Origin of the sequence: Citrobacter sp. CK191 (genome assembly GCF_030333435.1) — a bacterium.
GTDB lineage: Bacteria > Pseudomonadota > Gammaproteobacteria > Enterobacterales > Enterobacteriaceae > Citrobacter_B > Citrobacter_B koseri.
The window spans coordinates 185,372-211,025 of sequence record NZ_JAOWFX010000003.1 but is presented as its reverse complement, the minus strand read 5'-3'; the positions used below and the strand labels follow the sequence as shown (position 1 = coordinate 211,025).

The 25,654-nt window shown below is 51.9% G+C and carries 21 protein-coding genes and 1 tRNA gene; 14 read left to right on the top strand and 8 right to left on the bottom strand.

Features of this window, described 5'->3' with window-relative positions; translation table 11 throughout:
* Positions 1–2 precede the first annotated feature (2 nt).
* Together fimH and sfmF are read left to right on the top strand one after the other, a co-directional pair.
* On the top strand, positions 3–1,010 hold the full coding sequence (gene fimH, locus OGV82_RS00990) for a type 1 fimbria D-mannose specific adhesin FimH (RefSeq protein WP_047458320.1): 1,008 nt from the start codon (positions 3–5) through the stop codon (positions 1,008–1,010).
* A gap of 15 nt (positions 1,011–1,025) precedes the next feature.
* On the top strand, positions 1,026–1,538 hold the full coding sequence (gene sfmF, locus OGV82_RS00985; protein ID WP_047458317.1) for a fimbria assembly protein: 513 nt from the start codon (positions 1,026–1,028) through the stop codon (positions 1,536–1,538).
* Positions 1,539–1,593: 55 nt separating this feature from the next.
* On the opposite strand, the gene fimZ is transcribed toward sfmF, so the two are convergent.
* From fimZ to fimW, 4 genes are all read right to left on the bottom strand, one after another.
* Positions 1,594–2,226, bottom strand: coding sequence for a fimbria biosynthesis transcriptional regulator FimZ (gene fimZ, locus OGV82_RS00980; protein ID WP_012133449.1), 633 nt, complete (start codon positions 2,224–2,226; stop codon positions 1,594–1,596).
* Positions 2,227–2,828: 602 nt separating this feature from the next.
* Positions 2,829–3,551, bottom strand: a complete 723-nt coding sequence (gene fimY, locus OGV82_RS00975; RefSeq protein WP_047458315.1) for a fimbria biosynthesis regulator FimY — start codon at positions 3,549–3,551, stop codon at positions 2,829–2,831.
* Between the two features lie 19 nt (positions 3,552–3,570).
* Positions 3,571–4,296, bottom strand: coding sequence for an EAL domain-containing protein (locus OGV82_RS00970; protein ID WP_227657966.1), 726 nt, complete (start codon positions 4,294–4,296; stop codon positions 3,571–3,573).
* Between the two features lie 178 nt (positions 4,297–4,474).
* Positions 4,475–5,068 (bottom strand): fimbria biosynthesis transcriptional regulator FimW, encoded by a 594-nt coding sequence (gene fimW / locus OGV82_RS00965; protein WP_047458307.1) that lies wholly within the window; start codon positions 5,066–5,068, stop codon positions 4,475–4,477.
* Positions 5,069–5,325: 257 nt separating this feature from the next.
* Between fimW and OGV82_RS00960 the strand changes: the two genes are divergently transcribed.
* Positions 5,326–5,402: transfer RNA gene (locus OGV82_RS00960), tRNA-Arg, on the top strand.
* Positions 5,403–5,459: 57 nt separating this feature from the next.
* Here OGV82_RS00960 and OGV82_RS00955 read toward each other — a convergent pair.
* Positions 5,460–6,911, bottom strand: coding sequence for a Cu(+)/Ag(+) sensor histidine kinase (locus OGV82_RS00955; protein ID WP_047458304.1), 1,452 nt, complete (start codon positions 6,909–6,911; stop codon positions 5,460–5,462).
* On the bottom strand, positions 6,901–7,584 hold the full coding sequence (gene cusR / locus OGV82_RS00950) for a copper response regulator transcription factor CusR (protein ID WP_024130574.1): 684 nt from the start codon (positions 7,582–7,584) through the stop codon (positions 6,901–6,903). The genes OGV82_RS00955 and cusR overlap by 11 nt, the downstream gene beginning before the upstream one ends.
* Before the next feature lie 194 nt (positions 7,585–7,778).
* Between cusR and OGV82_RS00945 the strand changes: the two genes are divergently transcribed.
* The 5 genes from OGV82_RS00945 (at position 7,779) to OGV82_RS00925 (ending at position 15,397) form a co-directional block, all read left to right on the top strand.
* A complete protein-coding gene (locus tag OGV82_RS00945; protein ID WP_047458302.1) occupies positions 7,779–9,161 on the top strand; it encodes an efflux transporter outer membrane subunit in 1,383 nt (460 codons plus the stop codon).
* Positions 9,162–9,192: 31 nt separating this feature from the next.
* A complete protein-coding gene (cusF, locus tag OGV82_RS00940; RefSeq protein ID WP_024130571.1) occupies positions 9,193–9,540 on the top strand; it encodes a cation efflux system protein CusF in 348 nt (115 codons plus the stop codon).
* 98 nt (positions 9,541–9,638) lie between these two features.
* Positions 9,639–10,916 (top strand): efflux RND transporter periplasmic adaptor subunit, encoded by a 1,278-nt coding sequence (locus tag OGV82_RS00935; protein WP_047458299.1) that lies wholly within the window; start codon positions 9,639–9,641, stop codon positions 10,914–10,916.
* Between the two features lie 11 nt (positions 10,917–10,927).
* Positions 10,928–14,074: a CusA/CzcA family heavy metal efflux RND transporter gene (locus OGV82_RS00930; RefSeq protein ID WP_047458296.1), complete on the top strand. Its 3,147-nt coding sequence runs from the start codon at positions 10,928–10,930 to the stop codon at positions 14,072–14,074.
* A 627-nt stretch (positions 14,075–14,701) separates the two neighbouring features.
* On the top strand, positions 14,702–15,397 hold the full coding sequence (locus tag OGV82_RS00925; protein ID WP_012133436.1) for a flagellar brake protein: 696 nt from the start codon (positions 14,702–14,704) through the stop codon (positions 15,395–15,397).
* Positions 15,398–15,461: 64 nt separating this feature from the next.
* Here the strand turns inward: OGV82_RS00925 and OGV82_RS00920 are convergent, their stop codons facing one another.
* Positions 15,462–16,637, bottom strand: coding sequence for a coiled-coil domain-containing protein (locus OGV82_RS00920; RefSeq protein ID WP_047458292.1), 1,176 nt, complete (start codon positions 16,635–16,637; stop codon positions 15,462–15,464).
* Positions 16,638–17,044: 407 nt separating this feature from the next.
* Between OGV82_RS00920 and OGV82_RS00915 the strand changes: the two genes are divergently transcribed.
* From OGV82_RS00915 to OGV82_RS00890, 6 genes are all read left to right on the top strand, one after another.
* The gene (locus OGV82_RS00915) at positions 17,045–18,130 is read left to right on the top strand and encodes a YncE family protein (protein ID WP_047458289.1); all 1,086 of its coding nucleotides are present in this window, start codon (positions 17,045–17,047) and stop codon (positions 18,128–18,130) included.
* A 125-nt stretch (positions 18,131–18,255) separates the two neighbouring features.
* Complete coding sequence (pheP, locus tag OGV82_RS00910; RefSeq protein ID WP_024130568.1) at positions 18,256–19,650, top strand: phenylalanine transporter; 1,395 nt, start codon at positions 18,256–18,258, stop codon at positions 19,648–19,650.
* Positions 19,651–19,848: 198 nt separating this feature from the next.
* Positions 19,849–21,090: an MFS transporter gene (locus OGV82_RS00905; RefSeq protein ID WP_286462604.1), complete on the top strand. Its 1,242-nt coding sequence runs from the start codon at positions 19,849–19,851 to the stop codon at positions 21,088–21,090.
* Between the two features lie 15 nt (positions 21,091–21,105).
* Positions 21,106–22,134, top strand: a complete 1,029-nt coding sequence (locus tag OGV82_RS00900) for a sugar phosphate isomerase/epimerase family protein (RefSeq protein ID WP_047458284.1) — start codon at positions 21,106–21,108, stop codon at positions 22,132–22,134.
* On the top strand, positions 22,131–23,282 hold the full coding sequence (locus tag OGV82_RS00895) for a Gfo/Idh/MocA family protein (protein WP_047458282.1): 1,152 nt from the start codon (positions 22,131–22,133) through the stop codon (positions 23,280–23,282). Before OGV82_RS00900 ends, OGV82_RS00895 begins: the two co-directional genes overlap by 4 nt.
* A 77-nt stretch (positions 23,283–23,359) precedes the next feature.
* Entirely contained in the window at positions 23,360–24,346 is a 987-nt protein-coding gene (locus OGV82_RS00890) for a LacI family DNA-binding transcriptional regulator (protein WP_047458279.1), read from the top strand.
* Here OGV82_RS00890 and OGV82_RS00885 read toward each other — a convergent pair.
* Positions 24,343–25,587: a mechanosensitive ion channel family protein gene (locus OGV82_RS00885; protein WP_012133427.1), complete on the bottom strand. Its 1,245-nt coding sequence runs from the start codon at positions 25,585–25,587 to the stop codon at positions 24,343–24,345. The two genes, OGV82_RS00890 and OGV82_RS00885, sit on opposite strands and share 4 nt — an antisense overlap.
* Between the last annotated feature and the right edge of the window lie 67 nt (positions 25,588–25,654).

The following is a 25,654-nucleotide window of genomic DNA, read 5'->3' as shown; positions in this document are numbered from 1 at the left end:
AGATGAAAATGAAATCAGGGTTGTTGCCGGGCGCCATCGCATTATTGCTGGCGAATACGGCATGGGCGACGGTTTGCCATAACTCGAACGGTACGCCGACCGATGTGTTTTACGATCTGTCGAATGTTTTTACCAGCAGCAATAATCAGGTAGGACAGGTGGTGACGCTGCCGGAGAAATCGGGCTGGGTTGGCGTACAGGCGACGTGTCCTGCTGGTACGAATGTGGATTATACCTTTCGAAGCTATGTGACCGAACTTCCCGTGCAAAGTACGGAAGGGGGATTCCAGTATCTCAAGCTCAATGACTACCTGCTGGGGGCGATGAGCATCACCGACAGCTATGCCGGATTATTTTATCCGCCCCGTAATTATATTCGCATGGGGACGCACCCCAATGTACCGAAACAAAAGCCCTTCGGCGTGATGGACTCTAAGCTGATCTTTAAACTCAAAGTGATACGGCCTTTTATCAACATGGTGCCGATTCCCCGCCAGACCATGTTCTCGGTGTATGTCACCACCAGCACCGGCGATGCCCTGAGCACGCCGGTTTATACCATCAGCTACAGCGGTAAAGTCGAGGTTCCGCAAAGCTGTGAAGTGAATGCCGGGCAGGTTGTGGAATTTGATTTTGGCGATATCGGCGCCGCGCTGTTCAGCAAAGCCGGGGCGGGGAATCGCCCGGAAGGGGTGACGCCGCAGACAAAAACGGTCGCCATAAAATGTACGAACGTCGCGGCGCAGGCCTATTTGTCGATGCGTCTGGAGGCGGAGAAAATCTCCGGGCAGGCGATGGTCTCTGATAATCCCGACTTAGGCTTTATCGTTTCCGACAGCGGCGGCGTGCCGCTGACGCCTAACAATCTGGCCAGCAAAATTCCATTCCGTCTGGATGACAGCGCCGCCGCCAGCGTGGGGATCCGCGCATGGCCGGTAAGCATTACGGGGAGTAAACCGACGGAAGGGCCTTTTACCGCTCGTGGGTATCTGCGTGTGGATTACGACTAAGGGGAGCGCACAGCCATGAGACTTTTGCTGGCTATTTTTTGCAGCGTGTTGCTAAGCCCGCTTTGCCGGGCTGACACCGCTCTGGGCGAGATTAATATTGAACTGCGCGGTAATGTTGTGGACTTCACCTGCACCGCAGTGACCGGTGACAGTAACAAAACGGTCGAGCTGGGCACCTGGCCCACGAAGCAGTTGAAAACCAGCGGCGATACCACCCAGCCCGTGCCTTTCAGCATCAAACTTGAGGGCTGCCCGCCGGGCGCGGCGTCGATGACCTTTTCAGGAACGCCAGCGGCGGGGACGTCGCTGCTGGCGCTGGATGATGCGGTCATGGCGCAAAAAGTGGCCATTGAGATCCGCGACAGCGATCGCAGCAGATTACCGCTTGAGCAAGCCAGCCAGGCGGTAAGCGTTGATGAAAACGGTAATGCTACGCTGACGTTTTATGCGAATTACATTGCATTGGCCGATGGCGTTCAGCCGGGAGTCGCAAAGGCGGATGCGACTTTTATGATCAATTACAACTGAAGCCCGATCCCGATAACGTACTCCCGAACGATCTCTCGTCGGGAGTCAGCCACGATCACAGCAAGTCGTGTACCTTCGCGTAATCAATAAGCTCAACAATGGTATGCAGACCGAGTTTCGAAAAGATGTTCGCTTTATGCGCACTGATGGTTTTGTTACTCAGCAAGAGCTGCTCTGCGATTTCTTTATTCGATAAACCGTTGGCGAGATAGCGCAGTACCGTAACCTCCCTGTTTGAGAGCGGCATATCATTGTGCTCACCTTTTCGTGAACTGGTATTACTGATAAAATTTAGCGTCTCTGAAGGAAAAAAAGAATATCCTGATAAGATCATTTTCACTGCGTTATAAATATCATTGAGATCCTTTCTTTTACTGACAAATCCGTTTGCGCCTGCCCGGATAGCTCTCCCGGCATAAAAAGATTCAGATTTAGACGACAAGAAAAGAATTTTGGTATTTTCTTGTATTGATTTGATTCGTTTAAGCAGTGTAAATCCATCTGTACCCGGCAGCTCTATATCCAGGATGACCAGATCCACAGGATATGTGCGCAGATAATCTACCGCGGTACGATTGTCATCGGTTTTCAGGACAACCTGGATATTACTATTCTTTTCGAGAAGCACTTCTATCGACATTCTGACAATAGGGTGTTCGTCCATAATGATAACGGATGCAGGTTTCATTGTTGTATGCCTCAGACTGTTTGCGCGTCTTCCGTTTGCGGATAAGCGTCAGACACTATTAATTATCAAATAGCCAGAATATACCTCACGAACCTGGGAAGTGGTGAAGGTAATACCATCCTTGTTAACTGACTATTTTGCGTAAGAGCAATAAGCGTGGGGAATATCCATTTCGCACCAACAAAAAAGAAAATTCTGATTAACTAAGAATAGGGAGGATTATACCTGGTCTATTTTTTCGGAAAAGGCTTACGGTACACAAATCGGTGCTGGCTGTTAGGATGTTCTGCATGTTTTAGACTGTTTAATAGCGTTTGGTTTTATTCTCTGTTGAATCAATGTTCCGTGGCTAAAAGTATTTTTTTTAAATATAAAAACAACACAAAAAACCAATTGTTTAGTTTCTGTTATGTGATTTTTGGGCGAATTTTCAACGATGAGGCCGTGAGAGCCCGTCAATTGAAGGATTATAGAGAAAGAGGGATTTTCCTATGATACCAGGAATAGTTGTAAATATTAATTTTATGTAAAAAATTTACATTTAGTCAGGCGTTAAAATAAGTAATTTCTTAAAAAATCTTATAGCTTAAGAGGTTAGCGTGTTAAATTAAGTGAAGAGAAGTGACGCTAAGGCGGTGTATCAGATACAGCAAACTGTGTCGATGCGGCAGATCCAACTGAGTAATAAGTTGATTGAGTCGGTAGATCACCCGGTGATAAGGCGTATTGAGTAAAAGCGCGATTTCCTTTAAAGACATACCCTGAGATAACGCGGAAATGATCTTCCAGTCAGTATGGCTAAAGGTGCCATCAGTATTTTGAACGGAGGGGGGAGATAATAAGGCGTTACGTAATGATGAGAGATTCTGGCGACGTTGCAGAATATAAAACTTACCGGCTTTTTGCATAAAACGCGTCAGACTAACATCCTTATCCGGCACCAGTAAGTAAACCTGGATATCGCTTCGCTCTCGGATAAGCAGGCGTAATCGCTCAAGCGTTTCGTAGCAGGAGACCGCCAGTCCAGCCATATCAACAATCAATTGTCTGATGCCCGTCTCTTCCAGCCTGCGTGAGGGTGATTCCAGAGAGCTGAATACCGCCGTGCGTTTTCCAGAAAATAAATAGCGATTCAGTGTATATCCGAGATAGTTATCCGTCGTGATAATAACCTGAGAGATTGTATTGTCCGGTAGGGCATAATTGAGACGTTGGGTCAGATATTCCAGACGATCAAATACCTGTGGTTCAAGGTGATGGTAGTGGTGAGTGCAATCAGTATTTCTTAAACGGCGATGTCTTTCTTTGCGAAGTGCGCTGCGCATCCTTTCCCTTTCCGTTTTTCTACTCTTTGTTTTGCAAAAGCGCGGGCCATAAGTATCCCTGGCCTAATTGGGCGCCAGAATGAAAAGCAATTTCTTTTTGCGCATGATTTTCAATACCTTCAATGAGTATGACATCTGCAATGTTATACCCCATAAAAATCACCTGGCGCAGTTTCTGAGGATGCAGAATTAGATCCCAGAACGCATTTTTATCCAGTTTCAGACCACTAAAACGCCAGCGGGCGGCAGCCACTTCTTTGATCAAATTTTCATCGACATCATCCAGCCAGACGGGAATTCCGATAGACTCAACCTGTTTTATTTTTTCATAGAGTTGGGAACGCTGGCGGCTATTAAGTGAAAAAAGCGTTTCTGGGTCCTGGATTTCAAGGATCAGATTGGACGGGCAGGGGGTTACTCCTGAATTAAAAAAATCCAGGTGTAAAAATACCTTCAGCGGTAAATTAAGAAAATAATGTACGCCTTTGGGATAATGCGTAATAGTGGCGACTTGCTGATAAAAGTTCGCCACTATTTTTTCTGGCGGAAGGTGGTGAAAAAAATGCTCAGTATTGACATGAAAAGGAACCTGAGTCAGAACTTCATAGCCAAAGGTGCGGGCAGAAGATAAATGGACTATCGGCTCAAGCTTTAAAGGATATTCCCAACAAAAAGGACGTTCCTTTTGAGTGCGCAATGTTGCAGAGTCAAGAATATTTCCCTGTAATACCGGGCGAGTTGCCACAAAAACACTCCTGTAGGCATAAAAAATGCCGCCGAATATTTTCGGTTCCTGACGGTTGTGCAATCAGGAAATATGATAAGTGTCATTGTGGCAGTATGCGAAAAATCGCTGTAGATGACGTTACTTAATCATCTGTGAGATATTTCTCAACATGATGGATGGAAAATTGAGAATATGTCTATTCTTGCAGAAAACCCAGGTTAACTCTGATGTAATTTAAGAACTGCTGTTCATTTTTTACGTGCAGTTTCTTCATGATGCTGCGGCGAATTGATTTGGTTTGTTCTTCGCTCAGCGAAAGGAGTACGGCAATTTCGCTTAACCGGTGCCCGCGGGCGACCATCTTTAAAAACTGGCGTTCCAGAATGGAGAAATGGCGAGTCGTACAGTAATGGCAAACAGAAGGGGGAACGCTGCGGCGAAGTGCCCGTTTATGCAGGATAAGCACCATCTTTTTGGTTATCTCATCAACATCGTCCTCCCGGTAAATATGCGGCAGCATATAGAGACACGGCCTGAACATAAGTTTGTCTTTATCGTATTCATTACAAATAATGACTCTCTGCTGGTGCCGGGTATGTACCGGTATCTGATAACATCCGGCACTAAACCAGTCTTCATCCAGCGATAAAAATGCGATATCCGCTTTGTCTATATCATCAGCAGGTAGAAATTGAATTTTCTGATGCCACTGATGAGTCAGACGAGTCATGATGATTTTAAGACCGTGTTCGAAATGGCTATTTTGTTCTTTTATGGCGACACTCAGCATAAAAAATATCCTGAACAGCTGGGAAGTGGGGAGGAAATAGTAAGTAAACGCATTAATTTTCTAAATACATTTATCCTTAAAATGCCACTTTATGCAGGCCGAGTTCTTACCAGGTGATTTCCTGGATACTTGCGTAGCGCCAGAAAAAAAGATATTCGTACACTTCCTCAGCAACCAGAACAAAAGCCATTGACTCAGCAGGCGCTCACCGTATAATTCACGCGTTTCATCCGCATGAAGCCATCGCTTCACACAGTGCGCCCTTAGCTCAGTTGGATAGAGCAACGGCCTTCTAAGCCGTGGGTCGCAGGTTCGAATCCTGCAGGGCGCGCCAGTCTTTATTCTCGCCTTTCTGTCAGACTCCATTTCGCTGCGTCGTTATCACTGCATTTCAATCGCCATGTTTCGGCAATGTCAGAATAAAGCGCGTTGCGCGCAGATCGGACGTTACGGACACGGTTCCCTGATGGGCGATGACGATTGATTTCACAATCGCCAGCCCAATTCCGCTGCCTTCGCCCTTACGCTGTCGGGAAGGGTCAACCCGGTAGAAGCGGTCAAACAGGCGCGGTAAATGTTCTGGCGCAATGGGGGCGCCGGGGTTTTCAACGGTAATCTGCGCCTGCCTGTCCATTTCTTTGAGCCGCACGGTGACGGCTTCGCCTTTCGGGGTGTAGCGCATGGCGTTAGACAGCAAGTTGCTGAGCGCTCTGCGTAACATGATGGGATCGCCGGATACCCAACACGCGCGTCCTTCAAAATGCAAACGCACTTCGCGTTCTTCCGCCCAGGCTTCAAAAAAGTCGAACACCTTGTGGACTTCATCCGCCAGGTCGAGCGCCTTTTTCTCCGGGATGAGCTGGTTATTGTCGGCCTGAGCCAGAAACAGCATGTCGCTTACCATCTTCGACATACGGCCAAACTCTTCGAGGTTGGAGTAGAGTACGTCTTCCAGCTCTTTTTGGCTGCGGGTCTGGCTTAGCGCAATCTCTGTTTGCGTCACCAGGTTCGTAATCGGGGTGCGAATTTCATGGGCGATATCCGCAGAGAAATTCGACTGGCGGGTAAAAACATCCTCAATGCGTTCAAGCATATGGTTAAACGAGAGCACCAGCCGTTCCAGCTCAATCGGAACGGCCTGCGGGTCAAGACGCACATCGAGGTCTTTCGACGTAATATTTTGAATCCGGCGGCTGACACTGCGAATCGGTTCATGGCCTTTGTAGACGGCGAACAGCACAATAAAAATGATCATCATGCTAATCAGCGAAGCCGTCATAATCAGCTTATTTTTCAGATCGTTAATATAGTGCAGATGGAAGTCGATCGATAACGCCATATAGAGCGTGTAGGCCGGTTGCCCGTCCGCGAGTTGCCCGACCGGCAGGCGAATCATGCGCCATGCGGAATGAGCACCGTGCCCGTTAGCGTGCCTCTTGCCTTGTAAGTCCGGGCTGGACAACAAAAAGACATCGCCGTTACGCGCGCTGCTATCCGGCGTGGCTTTGGCGATAAACTGGCGAAGATCAGGTGAACCGGGAGAGTGAAAAATCGCCCGCTGGTTGGCATCTTCCAGCGAAATAATGACGTTCGAGTAACCGGCGGCAACGTTTTTTAGGATTTCCAGTCGGCGTGCTTCCGGTTCGTCGGGATGTGTGAGGATTCGCTCCAGCGTCGCGCTGATCTCTTTCAGGTCATTGATATCCTGCTCGGCAAAATGCACTTTTACGGAGTGAATCATGATCCAGGCAAACGCGAAAAAAGAGGCAATGGTGGCGAGGCTGATGAAAAATGTCAGGCGCGTCGCCAGCGAGAAAGGGCGCTGAAAGCGTTTAGTCACCATCCGGTACCTCAAGCACATAGCCCACGCCGCGCACGGTCTGGATGAGTTTCGGTTCGAACTCGTTATCGATTTTCGCGCGCAGCCGTTTAACGGCAACGTCAATCGCGTTGGTATCGCTGTCAAAGTTCATATCCCAGACCTGGGAAGCGATCAGCGAGCGGGGCAAGACTTCTCCCTGGTGGCGAACGAAAAACTCCAGTAGCGTAAACTCTTTACTGGTGAGCGTGATGCGCATGCCGTTGCGGGTCACTTTTCTGCTGACCAGATCGAGCGTCAAATCCGCGACCTGAAACTGACTTTCGACCATCACCGCCGCGCCGCGACGAAGCAGCGTTCTGACGCGAGCCAGTAATTCAGCGAAAGCGAACGGTTTAACCAGATAGTCGTCAGCCCCCAGCTCCAGACCTTTTACCCTGTGTTCAATGGTGCCCAGCGCGGTAAGAAGAAGGATTGGCATGCCTTTGTTGGCGGTGCGCAGCATACGGACAATATCCCAGCCATTCACATCCGGCAGCATGATGTCGAGGATCAGCAGATCGTAATCTCCCGTCATCGCCAGGTGATACCCGTTAAGCCCGTTATCCGCCAGGTCCACCACGAAGCCCGCTTCCGTCAGACCTTTGGTCAGGTATTCACCGGTTTTTTTCTCGTCTTCGACTATCAGAATCTTCATCACGTCTTCCTTCACGCAAAGGTTGGGCGGGTTTTCAATTCTAGAGGAGCAGGATCGGATAGCAATCGGTTATTGGGAAAATGACAACTTTGTCATTTTCCTGTCACGGGCCGAACAGAGTCACTTCGTTAAGGTACAGGGCATAAATTCACATTCACTATATGGTTATCAGTCCCGTTGGGACGAGAAACGCTATGCGCAAATTTAAGCTTCTTACCCTCAGCGTGATGCTTGTTCTGACGGGCTGTTCGCTGGCGCCGGACTATCAGCGGCCCGCGTTGCCGGTGCCGCAACAATTCTCCCTGAGCCAGAATGCGCTGGTTTCTGCGCCTGCGGGGTATCAGGAGACCGGCTGGCGAACCTTTTTTGTTGATGAGCAAGTAAAGTTGCTGATTGGCGAGGCGTTACGCAATAACCGTGACTTGCGCATGGCGACGCTGAAAGTGCAGGAAGCCAGAGCGCAATACCGGGTGACGGATGCCGATCGTTATCCGCAGCTTAATTCCGATGCCAGCGGAAGCTGGGAAGGAAAATTAAAGGGTGACAGCAGCAGTACCCGCGAATATGAAGCCGGGCTGAATCTGAGTTTTGATCTGGACTTTTTTGGCCGGCTGAAAAACATGAGTGAGGCTGACCGACAGAACTATTTTGCCAGCGAAGAAGCGCGCCGGGCAGTGCATATCTTATTAATCTCAAACGTGGCGCAAAGTTATTTTAATCAACGGCTGGCGTACGCGCAGTTGCAAATCGCACAAGAAACGCTGGAAAACTATACACGCTCTTACGCATTTGTAGAAAAGCAGTTGCTGACCGGCAGCACGACCGTGCTGGCGCTGGAACAAGCGAGGGGCGTGATTGAAAGCACCCGTAGCGATATTGCGAAACGACAGGGCGAGCTGGCGCAGGCCAATAATGCGCTGCAATTGCTGTTGGGCACTTATTCTGCGCTGCCGGATGACAGGGCGCGCGATAGCGGAGATATTAAAAACGTGACGCTCCCGCCGTCGCTTTCCTCGCAAATCTTGTTGCAGCGCCCGGATATTATGGAAGCTGAACATACGTTGATGGCGGCGAATGCCAATATTGGCGCGGCGCGCGCGGCCTTTTTTCCCTCCATTACCCTGACCAGCGGGGTGTCCGGCAGCAGCAGCGATCTCTCCCGTTTATTTAATGCCGCGAGCGGGATGTGGAATTTTATCCCGAAAGTGGAACTGCCGATTTTTAACGCCGGACGTAATCAGGCCAACCTCGATCTGGCGGAAATTCGCCAGCAGCAATCGGTTGTGAATTATGAACAGAAGATCCAGACCGCGTTTAAAGAGGTGGCGGATGCGCTGGCTTTGCGCCAGAGCCTGACCGACCAGATAACCGCGCAACAGCGTTATCTGAGCTCGCTGCGTATTACGCTGCAACGCGCCAGAGCGCTCTATCAGCATGGCGCGGTCAGCTATATCGAAGTGCTGGATGCGGAGCGCTCTCTGTTTTCAACCCAGCAAACGTTACTCGATCTGAATTACGCCCGACAGGCTAATGAAATTACGCTGTTCACCGCGCTGGGCGGCGGTTGGGTGGAATAAAAATTTATCGTTATTTTCAGGAGAAAGCATGATGAACAATACAGTAAAAGCGGCGATTTTGGGTCTGTTCTCCGCCGTGGTATTTAACGTTCAGGCGAATGAACATCACCACGGCGAGATGATGAATAACGCATCAGCGGCGCAGCAGGAGCAGGTGATTCATTCAACCGGCGTGGTTAAAGCCATCGACAAAGACACGAAAAAAGTGACTATCGATCATGAACCTATTCCGGCGGTCAACTGGCCTGCGATGACGATGCGCTTTACCCTGACCCCGGAAACCCGTTCCGGTGACATTAAACCCGGCGACAAAGTGGCGTTTACTTTCGTTCAGCAGGGCAATCTCTCTTTATTACGCGATATTCAGGTCAGCCAGTAAAGCGTATTCGCTGTCTCTTTGTTCTTGCCCGGGTTTACAGAAGCGCGGGCATATCTCCCGCGTAACTGATCCAGAAAATGGATCGAATGGAAGTCACTATGGCGTCTTTAAAAATAAAAAATACCGCGCTTATTCTCGGCAGTATGATCGTCGGAGGGATTATCTCGGTCGGCGTTTACGCTTATTTTGCGTCTGCGCATCAGCCTGTCGATACTGCGCCTGCCTCCGAAAAAGAGGCCCGTAAGGTTCTGTTCTGGTATGACCCCATGTATCCGAATACGCGCTTTGATAAGCCCGGTAAATCGCCGTTTATGGATATGGATCTGGTGGCGAAATACGCTGATGAAGAGTCAGACACGACCTCTGCGCCAGGCGTGCGTATTGATCCGGTACAGACGCAGAATTTAGGGTTAAAGACGGAGGCTGTTCGCCGTGGGCCGCTGCGCTACGCGCAAACTTTCCCGGCTAACGTCAGTTTCAATGAATACCAGTTTGTGATTATGCAGGCGCGTTCCGCAGGCTTTATCGATAAAGTCTGGCCGCTGACGGTGGGGGATAAAATTAAGAAAGGAACGCCGCTGATCGACCTGACCATTCCTGACTGGGTTGAAGCCCAGAGTGAATATTTACTGCTGCGGGAAACGGGCGGTACGGCAACGCAGGTGGAAGGCATTCTTGAACGACTGCGTCTGGCCGGGATGCCGGAAGAGGATATCCGCCGCTTAGTCTCAACCCGTAAAATTCAGACCCGCTTTAGCCTGAAAGCGCCTATTGATGGGGTGATCACCGCGTTCGATCTGCGCGCCGGGATGAATATCGCCAAAGATAACGTGGTGGCGAAAATCCAGGGGATGGACCCGGTGTGGATCAGCGCGGCCGTTCCTGAATCCATCGCATGGCTGATTAAAGATGCCTCGCAGTTCGATATTGCCGTGCCCGCGTGGCCGGATAAACGCTTCACCATCAGTAAATGGACGATTCTGCCAAGCGTGGACGCCACCACTCGAACCCTCCAGTTGCGCTTACAGGTTGATAACCCTGATGAAGCGCTCAAGCCCGGAATGAATGCGTACCTGAAGCTGAAAATGCAAAGCGAACCGATGCTGCTAATCCCGTCTAAGGCATTGATTGATAATGGAACGGAACAGCGGGTGATCGCCGTCGACAACGACGGTCGCTTTGTGCCGAAACAGGTCTCGGTGTTCCATGAATCACAAGGCGTGACGGCGATTCGCGCCGGGCTTGCCGAAGGTGAAAAAGTGGTCTCCAGCGGACTGTTCCTGATTGACTCCGAAGCCAATATCTCCGGCGCGCTGGATCGTATGCGGGCGCAATCTTCCTCTGCTGCGCCCGATCATGCGGCCCATTCACATTGAGGGAATAACAAATGATTGAATGGATTATCCGCCGCTCCGTAGCGAACCGTTTTCTGGTTGTGATGGGGGCGCTGTTCCTCAGCATCTGGGGAACCTGGACCATCATTAACACGCCGGTTGATGCGCTGCCTGACCTGTCTGACGTGCAGGTAATTGTGAAAACCAGCTATCCGGGACAGGCGCCGCAGATTGTTGAAAATCAGGTGACCTATCCATTGACGACCACCATGCTGTCGGTGCCAGGTGCGAAGACGGTGCGCGGTTTCTCGCAGTTTGGCGATTCTTACGTGTACGTCATTTTTGAAGATGGCACCGATCCCTACTGGGCGCGTTCCCGCGTGCTGGAGTACCTCAATCAGGTGCAGGGGAAACTGCCTGCGGGCGTCAGCGCGGAAATGGGGCCAGACGCCACCGGCGTTGGCTGGATATTTGAATATGCGCTGGTGGATCGCAGCGGTAAACACGATCTGGCGGAACTGCGCTCTTTACAGGACTGGTTTTTAAAGTATGAGCTGAAAACCATTCCGAATGTGGCGGAAGTGGCCTCGGTCGGCGGCGTGGTGAAAGAGTACCAGGTCGTTATCGACCCGATGAAACTCACGCAGTATGGCATTAGCCTTGCGCAGGTGAAGTCGGCTCTGGATATGTCCAACCAGGAGGCGGGGGGCTCCTCCGTCGAACTGTCAGAAGCGGAATACATGGTGCGCGCCAGCGGTTATTTGCAGACCCTCGATGACTTCAACAACATTGTGCTGAAATCCGGTGAGAACGGCGTTCCGGTGTACCTTCGCGATGTCGCCCGCGTACAGATTGGCCCGGAAATGCGCCGGGGCATTGCTGAGCTGAACGGCGAAGGCGAAGTGGCGGGCGGGGTGGTGATCCTGCGTTCCGGTAAAAACGCCCGGGACGTTATTTCCGCCGTGAAGACGAAGCTGGAAACGCTGAAAAGCAGCTTGCCGGAAGGCGTTGAAGTCGTGACAACCTACGATCGCAGCCAGTTGATTGACCGCGCCATTGATAACCTCAGCTACAAATTGCTCGAAGAGTTTATTGTGGTTGCGCTGGTCTGCGCGCTGTTCCTGTGGCATGTCCGCTCTGCGCTGGTGGCGATCATTTCGTTGCCGCTGGGCCTCTGTATTGCCTTTATCGTGATGCATTTTCAGGGGCTGAACGCCAATATTATGTCGCTCGGCGGGATCGCCATTGCGGTAGGGGCAATGGTGGATGCCGCGATTGTGATGATCGAAAACGCGCATAAGCGGCTGGAGGAGTGGGCGCACCAGCATCCCGGCGACCTGCTGGATAACGAAACGCGCTGGAAAGTTATCACGAACGCCTCGGTGGAAGTGGGCCCGGCGCTGTTTATCAGCCTGCTGATTATTACCCTGTCGTTCATCCCGATTTTTACCCTCGAAGGGCAGGAAGGACGCCTGTTCGGCCCGTTGGCATTCACCAAAACCTATGCGATGGCAGGGGCGGCCTTCCTGGCGATCGTGGTGATCCCGATCCTGATGGGCTACTGGATTCGCGGCAAGATCCCGGCAGAGAGCAGTAATCCGCTTAACCGCTTTTTGATCCGCATTTATCACCCGTTGCTGTTGAAAGTGCTGCACTGGCCGAAGACCACACTGCTGGTGGCGGTGCTTTCGATCCTGACGGTTATCTGGCCGCTTAATAAAGTGGGCGGGGAGTTCTTACCGCAAATTAACGAGGGCGATCTGCTGTATATGCCTTCCACGCTACCGGGGATTTCGGCGGCGCAGGCGGCGGATATGCTGCAAAAAACCGATAAGCTGATCATGACGGTGCCGGAAGTGGCGCGCGTGTTCGGCAAAACCGGCAAGGCGGAAACGGCCACCGACTCTGCGCCGCTGGAGATGGTGGAAACGACGATCCAACTGAAACCGCAGGATCAGTGGCGACCGGGAATGACGATGGACAAAATCATCGAAGAACTGGATAAGACGGTGCGCTTGCCGGGGCTGGCGAATCTGTGGGTGCCGCCAATCCGTAACCGAATCGACATGTTGTCTACCGGGATAAAAAGCCCGATCGGTATTAAAGTGTCCGGCACCGTGCTGGCTGATATTGATGCCACGGCGGAGCAGATCGAAGAGGTTGCCAGAACCGTACCGGGCGTTGCGTCGGCGCTGGCGGAACGGCTGGAAGGAGGCCGTTACCTCAATATCGACATTCATCGTGAAAAAGCCGCCCGTTACGGGATGACCGTCGGTGATGTACAACTGTTTATTACCTCCGCAATCGGTGGGGCGATGGTAAGCGAAACCGTGGAGGGGATTGCGCGTTATCCCATTAACCTGCGCTACCCGCAACGCTATCGCGACAGCCCGGAAACCTTACGTCAACTGCCGATTCTGACGCCAATGCAGCAGCAAATTACCCTGGCGGATGTGGCGGACGTGAAGATCGCGCCAGGACCGTCGATGTTGAAAACCGAAAATGCCCGGCCTGCAAGCTGGATCTATATTGATGCGCGCGATCGTGACATGGTGTCGGTAGTTAACGATCTGAAAAAAGCGATCGCGGAAAAGGTGCAGTTGAAACCGGGAACCAGCGTGGCGTTTTCCGGGCAGTTTGAGCTTCTTGAACGCGCCAGCCATAAGCTGAAGCTGATGGTGCCGATGACGCTGATGATTATTTTCATTCTGCTGTATCTGGCGTTTCGTCGGGTGGGGGAAGCGCTGCTGATCATTACCAGCGTTCCTTTCGCCCTGGTCGGCGGGATCTGGTTCCTGTACTGGATGGGCTTTCATTTGTCCGTTGCCACCGGAACAGGATTCATCGCGCTGGCAGGCGTCGCCGCAGAGTTTGGCGTGGTCATGCTGATGTACCTGCGTCATGCGATTGAAGCGGAGCCGTCTCTGGATAATCCACAAACCTTTACGGCAGAGAAACTTGATGAGGCGCTGTACCACGGTGCGGTTCTCCGCGTGCGGCCAAAGGCCATGACCGTGGCGGTGATTATCGCCGGTCTGTTGCCTATTTTATGGGGAACCGGGGCGGGTTCAGAAGTGATGAGCCGTATTGCCGCGCCGATGATTGGCGGTATGATCACCGCGCCGCTGCTGTCGCTATTTATCATTCCGGCGGCGTATAAACTGATGTGGTTGCGCACGCATCAACATAAGCGCTCATAACGTTATACCTGCTGCGCCAGTCGTCCGGCCCGTGGAGTACGCTTCATGGGCCGGATGAGATGCCATAGCGTATTGAACGGTGAATTATGTTTATCTTTTAAAATCAAGTTATTACTGTTGCGTGGCGAATATTTTGTCTTTATCGCCGCAAAGAAAGTAAGCCTTAACAGGTTAATTTATTTTAAGTGTTTCTGCTCAGGTTCATTATTATTTTTTCCCTCCTGACGTTACATTTTTGTTCTCCAGATCTTCTTCAATATTAAAGACGATGCCGCAGTGTAAATTCCACGCATAATGAAAAAATCCGACAGTCTACTCCTTTAGTTTATATTGCAATCCCTCTTTTTTTATTTCAGAATCGCGGCGCGAGCAGCGATGTTATTCCAAATTGTTATAATTTTGAGTTAAATTTGTATTGTGTAGCACATAAGTTACGCTAACTTTAATCATTTATGAATGTTTTTATGTATCAATAAAACGGCAAAAATAGTTAAAAACTTAATTTCTCACGAATTATTTGATCTGGAATCCATTATGGTAATCAAAAGCCAGGGATGGGGGACGATTTTGCGTTTTTCACATAAACGAGAATGAGATGTATCTCGAATAAAAAATAAGGACTTGCTGATGAGTTTTGGATTGATGAAGGATAACAAGTTTGAAATTATCGCTGTTTTCCGTGAAGAGCTACTAAAGAAGACTAAACTAGAGCTTAAATATGCCAACACTAGTGTGGTCACGCAGCTGGAAAAAGTTGATTTTGAACATTTTGTTATCCCTCACCATAAGGATATTGTCACCAAAAAGATCCAAACGTTTATTCTTCACAGTGAAAATGGAATTATAAAATTTAACGCCAGAATTGATCAGGAAATGTCAGACGGCATGGAGAATGCGCTGGCGTATTTCATTCCCGAGATGGTCTTTCTTATACAACGACGCCAGCATCAGCGCTTCTCCTTCCTGAAGGGACACAGTTTCAACTGCTTTGGACGATATAAAAATGGAGAGAATTATTCTTTCAAAATTAAAAATATGTCCAGGGGTGGATGCGCATTAATTGCGCAGGATGCGAATACGCGTTTTCTCTATAAAGATGCCGTCATAAAAGGCGCGTCTCTGGATTTTGAGCAATTCGGCTATTTGCAACTCGACTTAAAAGTGGTGGATGTGGTGATGGTCAATGAATTTGATGCAGAGAATCAGCTGTATTCCTGTTATCAGGTCTCCTGTCGTTTTGATTTTAAAAATTCGCGTGAAGAAGCAGAGATCGAAAGAATCATCATTAGTTTTTTAATGGGCAATAAAGTTCGACGGCTATAAAGGGTAAAGGGTGGTCATGATGATGTTGTGAGCAACGGTATCCCTGCCTCCCTGACGCTCCGCCTTACCCTGCGAGGATCTCTTGTTCCGCATGTTTTACCTGAACTTCCAGCGTATCGCGAATTTCCGCTAATGCGCGCTCCTGCTCGGCAAAGTACGCTTCTTTGTCGGTTACGGATGTGGCAAGACGCCAGGCGTTCTCCGTTTCCAGCTCGCTTATCTCTTTGAGCAGGGCGTTAATTTGCGTTCTGAGTTGCTCTATCTTACTGCGCAGATGGGCAAGATTGTTCAGCCTGTCGCTCGCCAGCATCGGCTCCAGACCGCTTTGCAACTGGGTAAGTAGCGAACGGATCGTGGCCAGGTCGGCATTCTGCCGGGCCTGGTTAAGTTGAACCATCATCTGGTGCGCTTTTTCTTTCAGCTCATCGGCGACCACGTCCGGGTGGCAGAGTCGGCTGGCCTGGCGCCACAGGCGTTTAAGCTCATTACGTTCATCAGCAGAGAGGCGCTGATCGCGCGCATAGCGGTGCTGCGCATCCTGATGCTGCTCCTGATATTCCTCATATTCGTGATCGGCCTCTTCACGCGCCTGTCGGGTTGCGCTGTCATCCTGACGTGAGAAATCATTCTCCAGCTCGCGAATTTCCGCCAGCAGGGAGGTGATAAGTTCCGTCTGCTGTTGAATACGCTTTCTGGTTTCCACCGCTTCCCGGGAGGTTGAGCTAAGGCTCACCCAGTGCTGTTTAAGCTTCACTAACTGATCGATAGCCTGAGAAATATACTGCTGGCAGGACTGATAGTCCTTTTCACGTCGTCTGAGTTCGGCCTCTTGCCTACGCTGCGCGCTGGCGGCCAGCTGTTTGCGCAGCTCCAGAATACGGCCCATGAGCGGGCCAAGGCGCAAGTGATACAAATCGTTGAAGTCGTCGAGGATCTGGATGCGGGCATTGCGTTTGTCGATCAGCTCGCGTAGCTGCGTTTCGAGCGCCTTCAGTTCCAGCTTGCTGGCGGCGATGCCGGGGTCCTGCCACGTCGAGACGGCGCGCTGGGACTGTAACCAGGCGGCAATTTCACGCATCGCGTCGCCGAAACGTCGCTCCTCGATCGCCAGGGCAATGGTGCCGATGGCCGCATCCAGAGAGGCGTCTTTCAGGTGCGCAAGTTGCTGATGGATGATCTCCTCATCCTCAAGTTCGATGGCGCTTTTGACGATCTCTAACCGTTTAATGATTTTATTCATGACAGCCGATGCCCGACGTGACTCAAAAACGAGTGACAGATAGTAGATCCGACTCACGCGTTTGAAAATATAGAAAAAAAATTAAAACATATTCTGTGGTGTGTGAAGCCTTTTCGTCCAGAACAATTCATGAAAATTATACGACGTGCCCAGGTATGTCCATCTGGCTTGTACTTCAAACCACCGTTTTGAAATTTCGTCTTTCGGGTGAATTATTCTTGCTTCGCTAAAGAGAATAAGTATAGTTCTCATTCTCTTTATTATTTAATGGCCTGGCGGCGAATGCGCTTACGGTTCGTAAGACTTTCCCTCTCTACACGGATGGTTCATCACGTCACTGCCGCGTGCAAAGGACGTTATCAGGCTTTTTTCACATGGTTCACATTACCCAGGTAAGGATTTCCAAAATGAAAAAGACAACATCCGCGTTGGCCCTGCTGATTGCCGTTGCATTAAGTGGTTGTGCGGCCACTTCCGGTTCTTCAACCCCCGTTGCGCCGCAGGCAACGCCGACTGCGCCAGCCGTTGCGACCGATGTTCAGAAACGTGATTTAGCCGATGGACTGTATGAAATGGCGTTAAGCCCGTCAGGCGATGCGCTTTACGTTGCCAGCGCCGAAGGTTTTAAAGATGTGCAGGGCGGGGTGGTCTACAAACTGGACCCGAAGACGCTGAAAACCATTGGCGCCAGCCACACTGACCTGAAAAACTTCGGTATGGCGATTTCGCCGGACGGTAAAACCGTCTATGTCACCAATTCGCTGGATGGCGGCGTGAGCGCGCTGAATACCGCCGACGGCAAAGTGAAAAACCGTGTGCTCTTCCCGGAACGTAACCCGGAAGGATTCCCGTACGGCGCGCGTCAGGTTCTGCTGCATAACGGCCTGCTGTATATCGGCGCCGTTGCCGATCCGGCGGTGATCTGGGTCGTCGATGCCGACACCCTGAAGTTGAAAACCCGCATCAAAAATACCGGTAAATGGATGACCGGTCTGCACTACTCTGACAGCACGCAGCGTATCTATGCCGCGAATGGCGGCGGTGAAATTCTGGTTATCAATCCTCGCACGCAGCGCGTAGAAAAACGCTGGAAACCGCTGGGTGATAAACCGGCGCTGCTACTGAATATGGCGGAAGATACGCAAACCGGTCGCCTGTTTGTTACCGACAACTCCAAAGCGAAAACCACGCTGGTGCTGGATATCCATACGGGCAAACTTATCAAACAGCTGGAGGTGGGTGATTCCTTATCGGTGAAATTCAACCCGAAACGCAATGAACTTTATATTTCTCAGCGTGAGTCCGGGAAGTTGCTCAGCCTCAACGCGACGGATTACAGCGTGAAGAAATCCTGGGCTCTGCCGCCGAATCCAAACAGCCTGCTGCTGTCCGCCGATGGTCAGACGCTGTATGTCACGGTGAAACAGAAATTCAATAAAGATCACTCGACTGATGCGCCAGACAGCGTGGTGCGTATTGATCTGAACAAATAATAAATAGCGTCGCCTCGGGGCGTCAGGCAGGGATGCCTGGCGCATCCCTGAGGATTGTGCCTTGCGGCAACTATAGCGAAATGTTAAAAGGTGCCCCTTCAATAAAAACGATACAGGGGTAGGGCGTGAAAAACGCGTCAACTGCATCTGGCAACAGTTTGCCTGATGCTGCGTCGAACGGAGAGCCGACGCTTCAACGGGGGTTGCAAAACCGCCATATTCAATTGATTGCGCTAGGCGGCGCAATTGGTACAGGTCTGTTTCTGGGGATTGGCCCCGCCATTCAAATGGCTGGCCCGGCGGTTCTGCTGGGTTACGGCGTCGCCGGAATTATCGCTTTCCTCATCATGCGCCAGCTGGGTGAAATGGTGGTTGAAGAACCCGTTTCCGGCTCTTTCGCGCACTTTGCATACAAATACTGGGGCCCCTTCGCCGGTTTTCTTTCCGGCTGGAACTACTGGGTCATGTTCGTACTGGTTGGGATGGCGGAGCTGACTGCCGCCGGTATCTATATGCAATACTGGCTTCCCGATGTTCCAACCTGGATCTGGGCCGCCGCGTTCTTCATTATCATCAACGCCGTTAACCTCGTGAACGTGCGCCTGTACGGTGAAACGGAGTTCTGGTTTGCGCTAATCAAAGTGCTGGCGATTATCGGCATGATCGGCTTTGGCCTGTGGATGCTCTTTTCTGGTAACGGGGGAGAACATGCCAGTATCGAGAACCTCTGGCGCTACAACGGCTTTTTCGCTACCGGCTGGAACGGGCTGATCCTCTCTCTGGCGGTGATCATGTTCTCTTTCGGCGGGCTTGAGCTTATTGGGATCACCGCCGCTGAAGCGCGCGATCCGCATAAAAGCATTCCAAAAGCGGTGAATCAGGTGGTTTACCGTATTCTGCTGTTTTATATCGGTTCGCTGGTGGTGCTGTTAGCGCTTTATCCGTGGGTGGAAGTGCAATCCAACAGCAGCCCGTTCGTGATGATTTTCCATAATCTCGACAGTAACGTGGTGGCTTCTGCGCTGAACTTTGTCATTCTGGTGGCCTCGCTGTCGGTTTATAACAGTGGCGTCTATTCCAACAGCCGTATGCTGTTCGGTCTTTCCGTTCAGGGAAATGCGCCGAAGTTTTTAACCCGCGTCAGTCGCCGTGGCGTACCGGTGAACTCGTTGGTGCTCTCTGGCGCTATCACCTCGTTGGTGGTACTCATCAACTATCTGCTGCCGCAGAAAGCCTTTGGCTTACTGATGGCGCTGGTGGTCGCCACGCTGCTGCTGAACTGGATTATGATCTGCCTGGCGCACCTGCGTTTTCGCGCGGCGATGCGGCGCAAAGGTCGCGATACGCAGTTCAGGGCGTTGCTGTACCCTGCCGGGAACTACCTGTGCATTGCTTTTCTGGCGATGATTCTGGTTCTGATGTGTACCATTGACGATATGCGCCTGTCGGCGATATTGCTGCCGGTATGGATACTGTTCCTGTTCGTTGCCTTTAAATTACTGCGCCGTAAAACCCGTTAATCCTGCTGCCCGGTGGCGTTGCGCTTACCGGGCCTGCACAGCCGCCACCCGCAACATCGCGCGCCGCGCCACGCTTCACCTTTATCGTGACTCTCCTCGCAATTCTTATTTGATCCGCAGGATCTTTGTTTTGTAATCGATTACTTTTCATTTTGAGTTTATTTGTAATCGATTACTTTTTAAAGGTGAGGCAAAAAAATGGTGTCGACAACCGAAAGTAGTGGAAAACAGACCGTACAGTACCGGCTGCTGGTGCCGAGACTGTCGTTAATGATGTTCTTACAGTTCTTCATCTGGGGGAGCTGGTCGGTGACGCTGGGGCTGGTGATGACCCAGTACAACATGTCGCTGCTGATTGGCGATGCGTTTTCCGCCGGGCCGATCGCCTCCATCCTGTCGCCGTTTGTACTGGGGATGCTGGTGGATCGCTTCTTTGCGTCGCAAAAAGTGATGGCGGTGATGCATGTGGCGGGGGCGGCGATTCTGTGGTTTGTACCGCAGGCGCTGGTGGCGCAAAACGGGGCATTGCTCATCGGGCTGCTGTTTGGCTATACGCTGTGCTACATGCCAACGCTGGCGCTGACCAACAACATCGCCTTTCATAGCCTGTCAGATAAAGATAAGACCTTCCCGGTTGTGCGCGTGTTCGGCACGATTGGCTGGATTGTGGCCGGTATTTTTATCGGCGTGACGGGGATTTCCGACACCACCGGGATCTTCACGCTTGCCGCGCTCTGCTCTGTGATTCTGGCGCTCTACAGCCTGACGCTGCCGCACACCCCTGCGCCAGCGAAGGGGTTGCCGGTGAAGATAAGCGATCTTTTTTGCGCTGATGCGTTTGCATTACTCAAGACCCGCCACTTCTTTGTGTTCTCGCTTTGCGCGACGTTAATCTCCGTGCCGCTGGGAACTTACTACGCCTATACCGCCTCGTTCCTGGCGGATGCTGGCGTGGGCGATGTCAGCACCGCGATGTCATTCGGCCAGATGTCCGAAATCGTCTTTATGCTGGTGATCCCCTTCCTGTTCCGCCGTCTGGGGGTGAAATACATGCTGCTGATCGGGATGTGCGCCTGGTTTGTCCGTTATGCCTTCTTTGCGCTCGGCATCAGCGAAGAGGGGCGCTTCCTGCTCTATCTCGGTATTTTGCTTCATGGCGTGTGTTATGACTTTTTCTTTGTCGTGGGTTTTATCTATACCGACCGCATTGCCGGAGAAAAGGTGAAGGGGCAGGCGCAAAGTATGATCGTCATGTTTACCTATGGCATCGGTATGCTGCTCGGCTCGCAGATTTCCGGCGCGCTGTACAACCGCCTGGTGGCGGGGCAGGCGGTTCCTCAGGCCTGGGTGACGTTCTGGTGGCTCCCGGCAGTGGCCGCTGCGGTGATTGCCACGATTTTCCTTTTCGCTTTCAAGTATGACGAAAAAGAGCAGGCGTAATTTTCAGGAGGGGTTATGAGAACCATTAAGGGACCGGGTATTTTTCTGGCGCAGTTTATCGGGGGGCAACCCCCGTTTAATACGCTGGAAGGGCTGGCCGGTTGGGCGGCAGGGCTGGGTTATAAGGCCTTGCAGATCCCCTGCAATCATAAAGCGTTGTTTGATGTTGAACAGGCCGCCGTGAGTCAGACCTACTGTGATGATATTCGCGGGATGCTGGCGGATCACGGCCTGGTCATCAGTGAATTATCGACCCATCTTGAAGGTCAACTGATTGCGGTACACCCGGCCTATGATGAGGCGTTTGCCGGTTTTGCGCCGCCGTCGATGCGCGGAAACCCGCAGGCGCGACAGGCATGGGCGACGCAGACGTTGCAACAGGCTGCCGCCGCTTCGCAAAAACTGGGGCTGACCGCACATGCCACCTTCTCAGGTTCGCTCGCCTGGCCCTATTTTTACCCCTGGCCGCCGCATAATCGTCAGCGTTTTGACGAGGCGTTCAGCGAACTGGCGCGCCGCTGGCGACCGATTCTCGACTGCTTTGATGAGCATGGCGTGGACGTGTGTTATGAGATTCACCCCAGCGAGGATTTGCACGATGGCGTCACGTTCGAGCGTTTTTTAACGCTGGTCGACGATCATCCGCGTTGCCATATTCTGTACGATCCCAGCCACCTGCTGTTGCAACAGATGGATTATCTGGGCTTTGTGGATGTGTACCACTCGCGCATTAAAGCATTTCATGTGAAAGATGCCGAGTATCGCGCCAGCAGCCGTAGCGGCGTATACGGCGGGTATCAACCCTGGATTGAACGGGCCGGGCGGTTTCGTTCGCCGGGTGACGGACAGGTGGATTTCAAAACGCTGTTCAGCAAGTTCGCCCAATATGATTACCCCGGCTGGGCGGTACTGGAGTGGGAGTGCTGCCTGAAAGAAGCCGCCACCGGCGCGCGTGAGGGCAGTGAATTTATTCGCCGTCATATTATTCCGGTTTCTGAGCATGCGTTTGATGATTTCGCTGCGGGTGATGAGGTACGTAAATGATTCAGGTTGGCATTATCGGAACCGGGTTTATTGGCCCTGCGCATATTGAAGCCTTGCGCCGACCGGGAAACGTATCGGTGGTTGCGCTTTGCGACAGTTCGCTGGAGAAGGCGCAGGAGAAAGCCCGGTCGCTAAACGTTCCGCACGCTTACGGCAGCGTGGAGGCATTACTGGCGCATCCGGGATTGCAGGTGGTACACAACTGCACGCCGAACCACCTTCATGCCGACATCAATCGCCAGGCGTTGCGGGCGGGGTTGTCTGTGTTCTCCGAAAAACCGCTCTGTATGACGCCGGATGAAGCGCGTGAACTGGCCGCGCTGGCGGAGCAGGCGGGGGTGGTGCATGGCGTGAGTTTTGTCTACCGGCAGTTTGCGATGGTGCAGCAGGCCGCCAGCATGGTACGCGCCGGGAGCGTCGGGCGGCAGTTTTCCGTGCAGGGCAGTTATTTGCAAGACTGGATGCTGCTGGAAACCGACTATAACTGGCGCGTAGACCCTGCGCTTGGCGGGGGCTCACGCGCGGTGGCGGATATCGGTTCACACTGGTGCGACACGGTGCAGTTTGTTACCGGAAAGCGGATTGTGGAGGTGATGGCGGATCTCGCCACGGTCTGGCCAACGCGTAAGGCCAGCGTGGAAGGGAACTCGACGTTTACTCAGCCGCTCACGGAGCGCCAGTGGGTAGATAAACCGGTCAGTACGGAAGACAGAGGCGCGGTACTGGTGCGTTTTGATGACGGCAGCAAAGGCTGTTTCAGCGTTTCACAGGTGAGCGCCGGGCGGAAAAACCAGCTGACATTTGAGATTAACGGCAGTCACTGTTCGCTGGCCTGGGATCAGGAAGTGCCGCAGCAGTTGTGGATCGGCCACCGGCAGCAGGCGAATCAGATCCTGACGGACGACCCCGGATTAATGAACGCGGATGTGGCTGGCAGCGCGCACTTTCCCGGTGGGCATATTGAGGGCTGGCCGGATGCCTTTAAAAACATGATGCAGCAGTTTTATCTTGCGGTGCAGGCAGGAAAAATGCCCGCGCCGGAGGTGCGTCGTTTTGCCTCGTTCGCGGACGGTGCTGACGTGATGTATATCATTGACGCCATTGTGAAAAGCCATCAACACCAGCGGTGGGTGAGCGTGATGCGGTAAACCTTCGCCCGGTTCGCCGGAGGGCGATTTTATGGTAGCCTCAACACAAAGCGCAAACCGCAGGATGTGTCGCCGTTATGTCTATTCAAAAAATCGCCCAGCTCGCCGGTGTGTCGGTGGCGACGGTATCACGCGTGCTCAATAACAGTGATACCGTCAAAGCCAAAAACCGCGAGCGCGTGCTGCAAGCCATCAAGGAAAGTAACTATCAGCCCAACCTGCTGGCGCGCCAGCTTCGCACCGCGCGCAGCTCAATGATTCTGGTGATGGTTTCAAATATTGCGAACCCTTTTTGCGCAGAAGTGGTGAAGGGCATTGAAGAAGAGGCGGAGAAAAACGGGTATCGCATTCTGCTGTGTAATTCAGGCTCGGATATGGCGCGTTCAAAATCGGCGCTGAAACTGCTCTCGGGGAAAATTGTCGATGGCATTATCACTATGGACGCGTTTTCAAAATTACCGGAGCTGACCACCATAATCGGCGATGCGCCGTGGGTGCAGTGCGCGGAATACGCCGATAAAGGCGCGGTCTCCTGTGTGGGGATCAATGACGTTGATGCCGCACAGTCGGTCATCTCCCATCTGGTCGAAAAGGGGTATCAGCGGATTGCGCTGATCAACCATGATTTAAGCTATAAATATGCGCGTCTGAGGGAGCGGGGGTATAAGGCGGCGCTTCATGCCTGGTCTCTGGATTATCAGGCGGTAGAGTATGCCAGCGAACTGAGTTCCAGCGCCGGAATGGCGGCGATGGACGTTTTGCTGGCGGCAGAAACGCGCCCGGATGCGGTTTTTGCGGTATCGGATACCCTGGCGGCAGGGGCCATGCGCGCCATTGCCAACGCCGGATTGCGCATCCCGCAGGATATCGCCGTCGTGGGTTTTGACGGTACGGAGCTGGCGGAGATGGTTTCCCCGCAGCTGACCACTATCGAGCAGCCTTCCCGCGATATTGGCCGTAAAGCGGTCGGGCTGCTGCTGAACCGGATTGAACACCCGGATGCGCCAACCGAAAGGGTGATGATGGACTGGCGCTATATTTCCCGCGCCAGTACCGGATATTAGCGCTGAAACGCCCCGGACAGCGCGCGAATATCGTTTCCTGTAGGGGACTGGTGAATCCGTAAGCCAAACTCTTCGACCACGGCAAAAATGTGGTCGAAAATATCGGCCTGAATACTTTCATATTCCAGCCACACCACGGTATTGGTAAACGCGTAAATCTCAATGGGTAAACCCTGATCGTCCGGCGCAAGCTGGCGTACCATCATGGTCATATCTTTGCGGATACGCGGATGGTGGCGTAAATATTCATTCAGGTAGGCGCGGAAAGTGCCAATATTGGTCATCCGACGATGATTGAGTACGGATTCCGGCGCAGTCTGCTGTTGGTTCCATTCCTGGATTTCCTGATGACGGGTGGTTAAATAGGGCTTTAACAAATGCGCTTTATATAAACGCTGCTGCTCATCCTCATCAAGAAAATGAATGCTGGTGGCGTCGATACTGATGCTGCGTTTAATTCGGCGACCGCCAGAGGCGGACATGCCGCTCCAGTTTTTGAAAGAGTCCGAAACCAGGGACCAGGTGGGGATGGTGGTAATGGTATTATCCCAGTTGCGCACTTTCACGGTGGTTAAGCCGATATCGATCACCGCGCCGTCCGCGCCGTATTTCGGCATTTCCAGCCAGTCGCCCAGCTTCAGCATATCGTTCGCTGAAAGCTGTATACCCGCGACCAGACCGAGAATGGGGTCTTTAAACACCAGCATTAAGACGGCGGCCATCGCGCCGAGACCGCTAATGAGAATAGCCGGAGACTGGCCTATCAGCAGGGAGATCATCAGAATACCGATGATAATGGCGCCGATGAGTTTGATGCCCTGGAATATTCCTTTCAGCGGAAGCTGAGACGCCGCCGGGAATTTTTGCGACAGGTTGAGAATAACATCCAGTAACGAAAAGACGGACAACAGGGCATACATCATGATCCACAGTTGTGCGCAGGTGGTTAATATCTCAGCCGCCTCAGTCCCCTTTTGTAGCCAGAGCACAGCCTGAATATTGACGATAATCCCCTGGAGCGTAAACGCCAGGCGGTGAAATAATTTATTCTGGGTAATGATTTGCAGCCACAGGCGTGAACTGGCGCTGGCGCGCTTTTCAAAGGCTCGCAGCACCACCCAATGCAAAATAATATGCACAATGATGGCAGTGAGAAAAATAATGCCAAAAATCATCACCAGCGAAGTGGTGTGATTCATTTCGATCCCGAGTTCTTCTACCTGAGATATTAATTCCTGCATAACGTCTCCTTTATAAACAGCGGTCTATGATGACCGCTGTGCGGATATTATGCAAATTGCGCGGCGC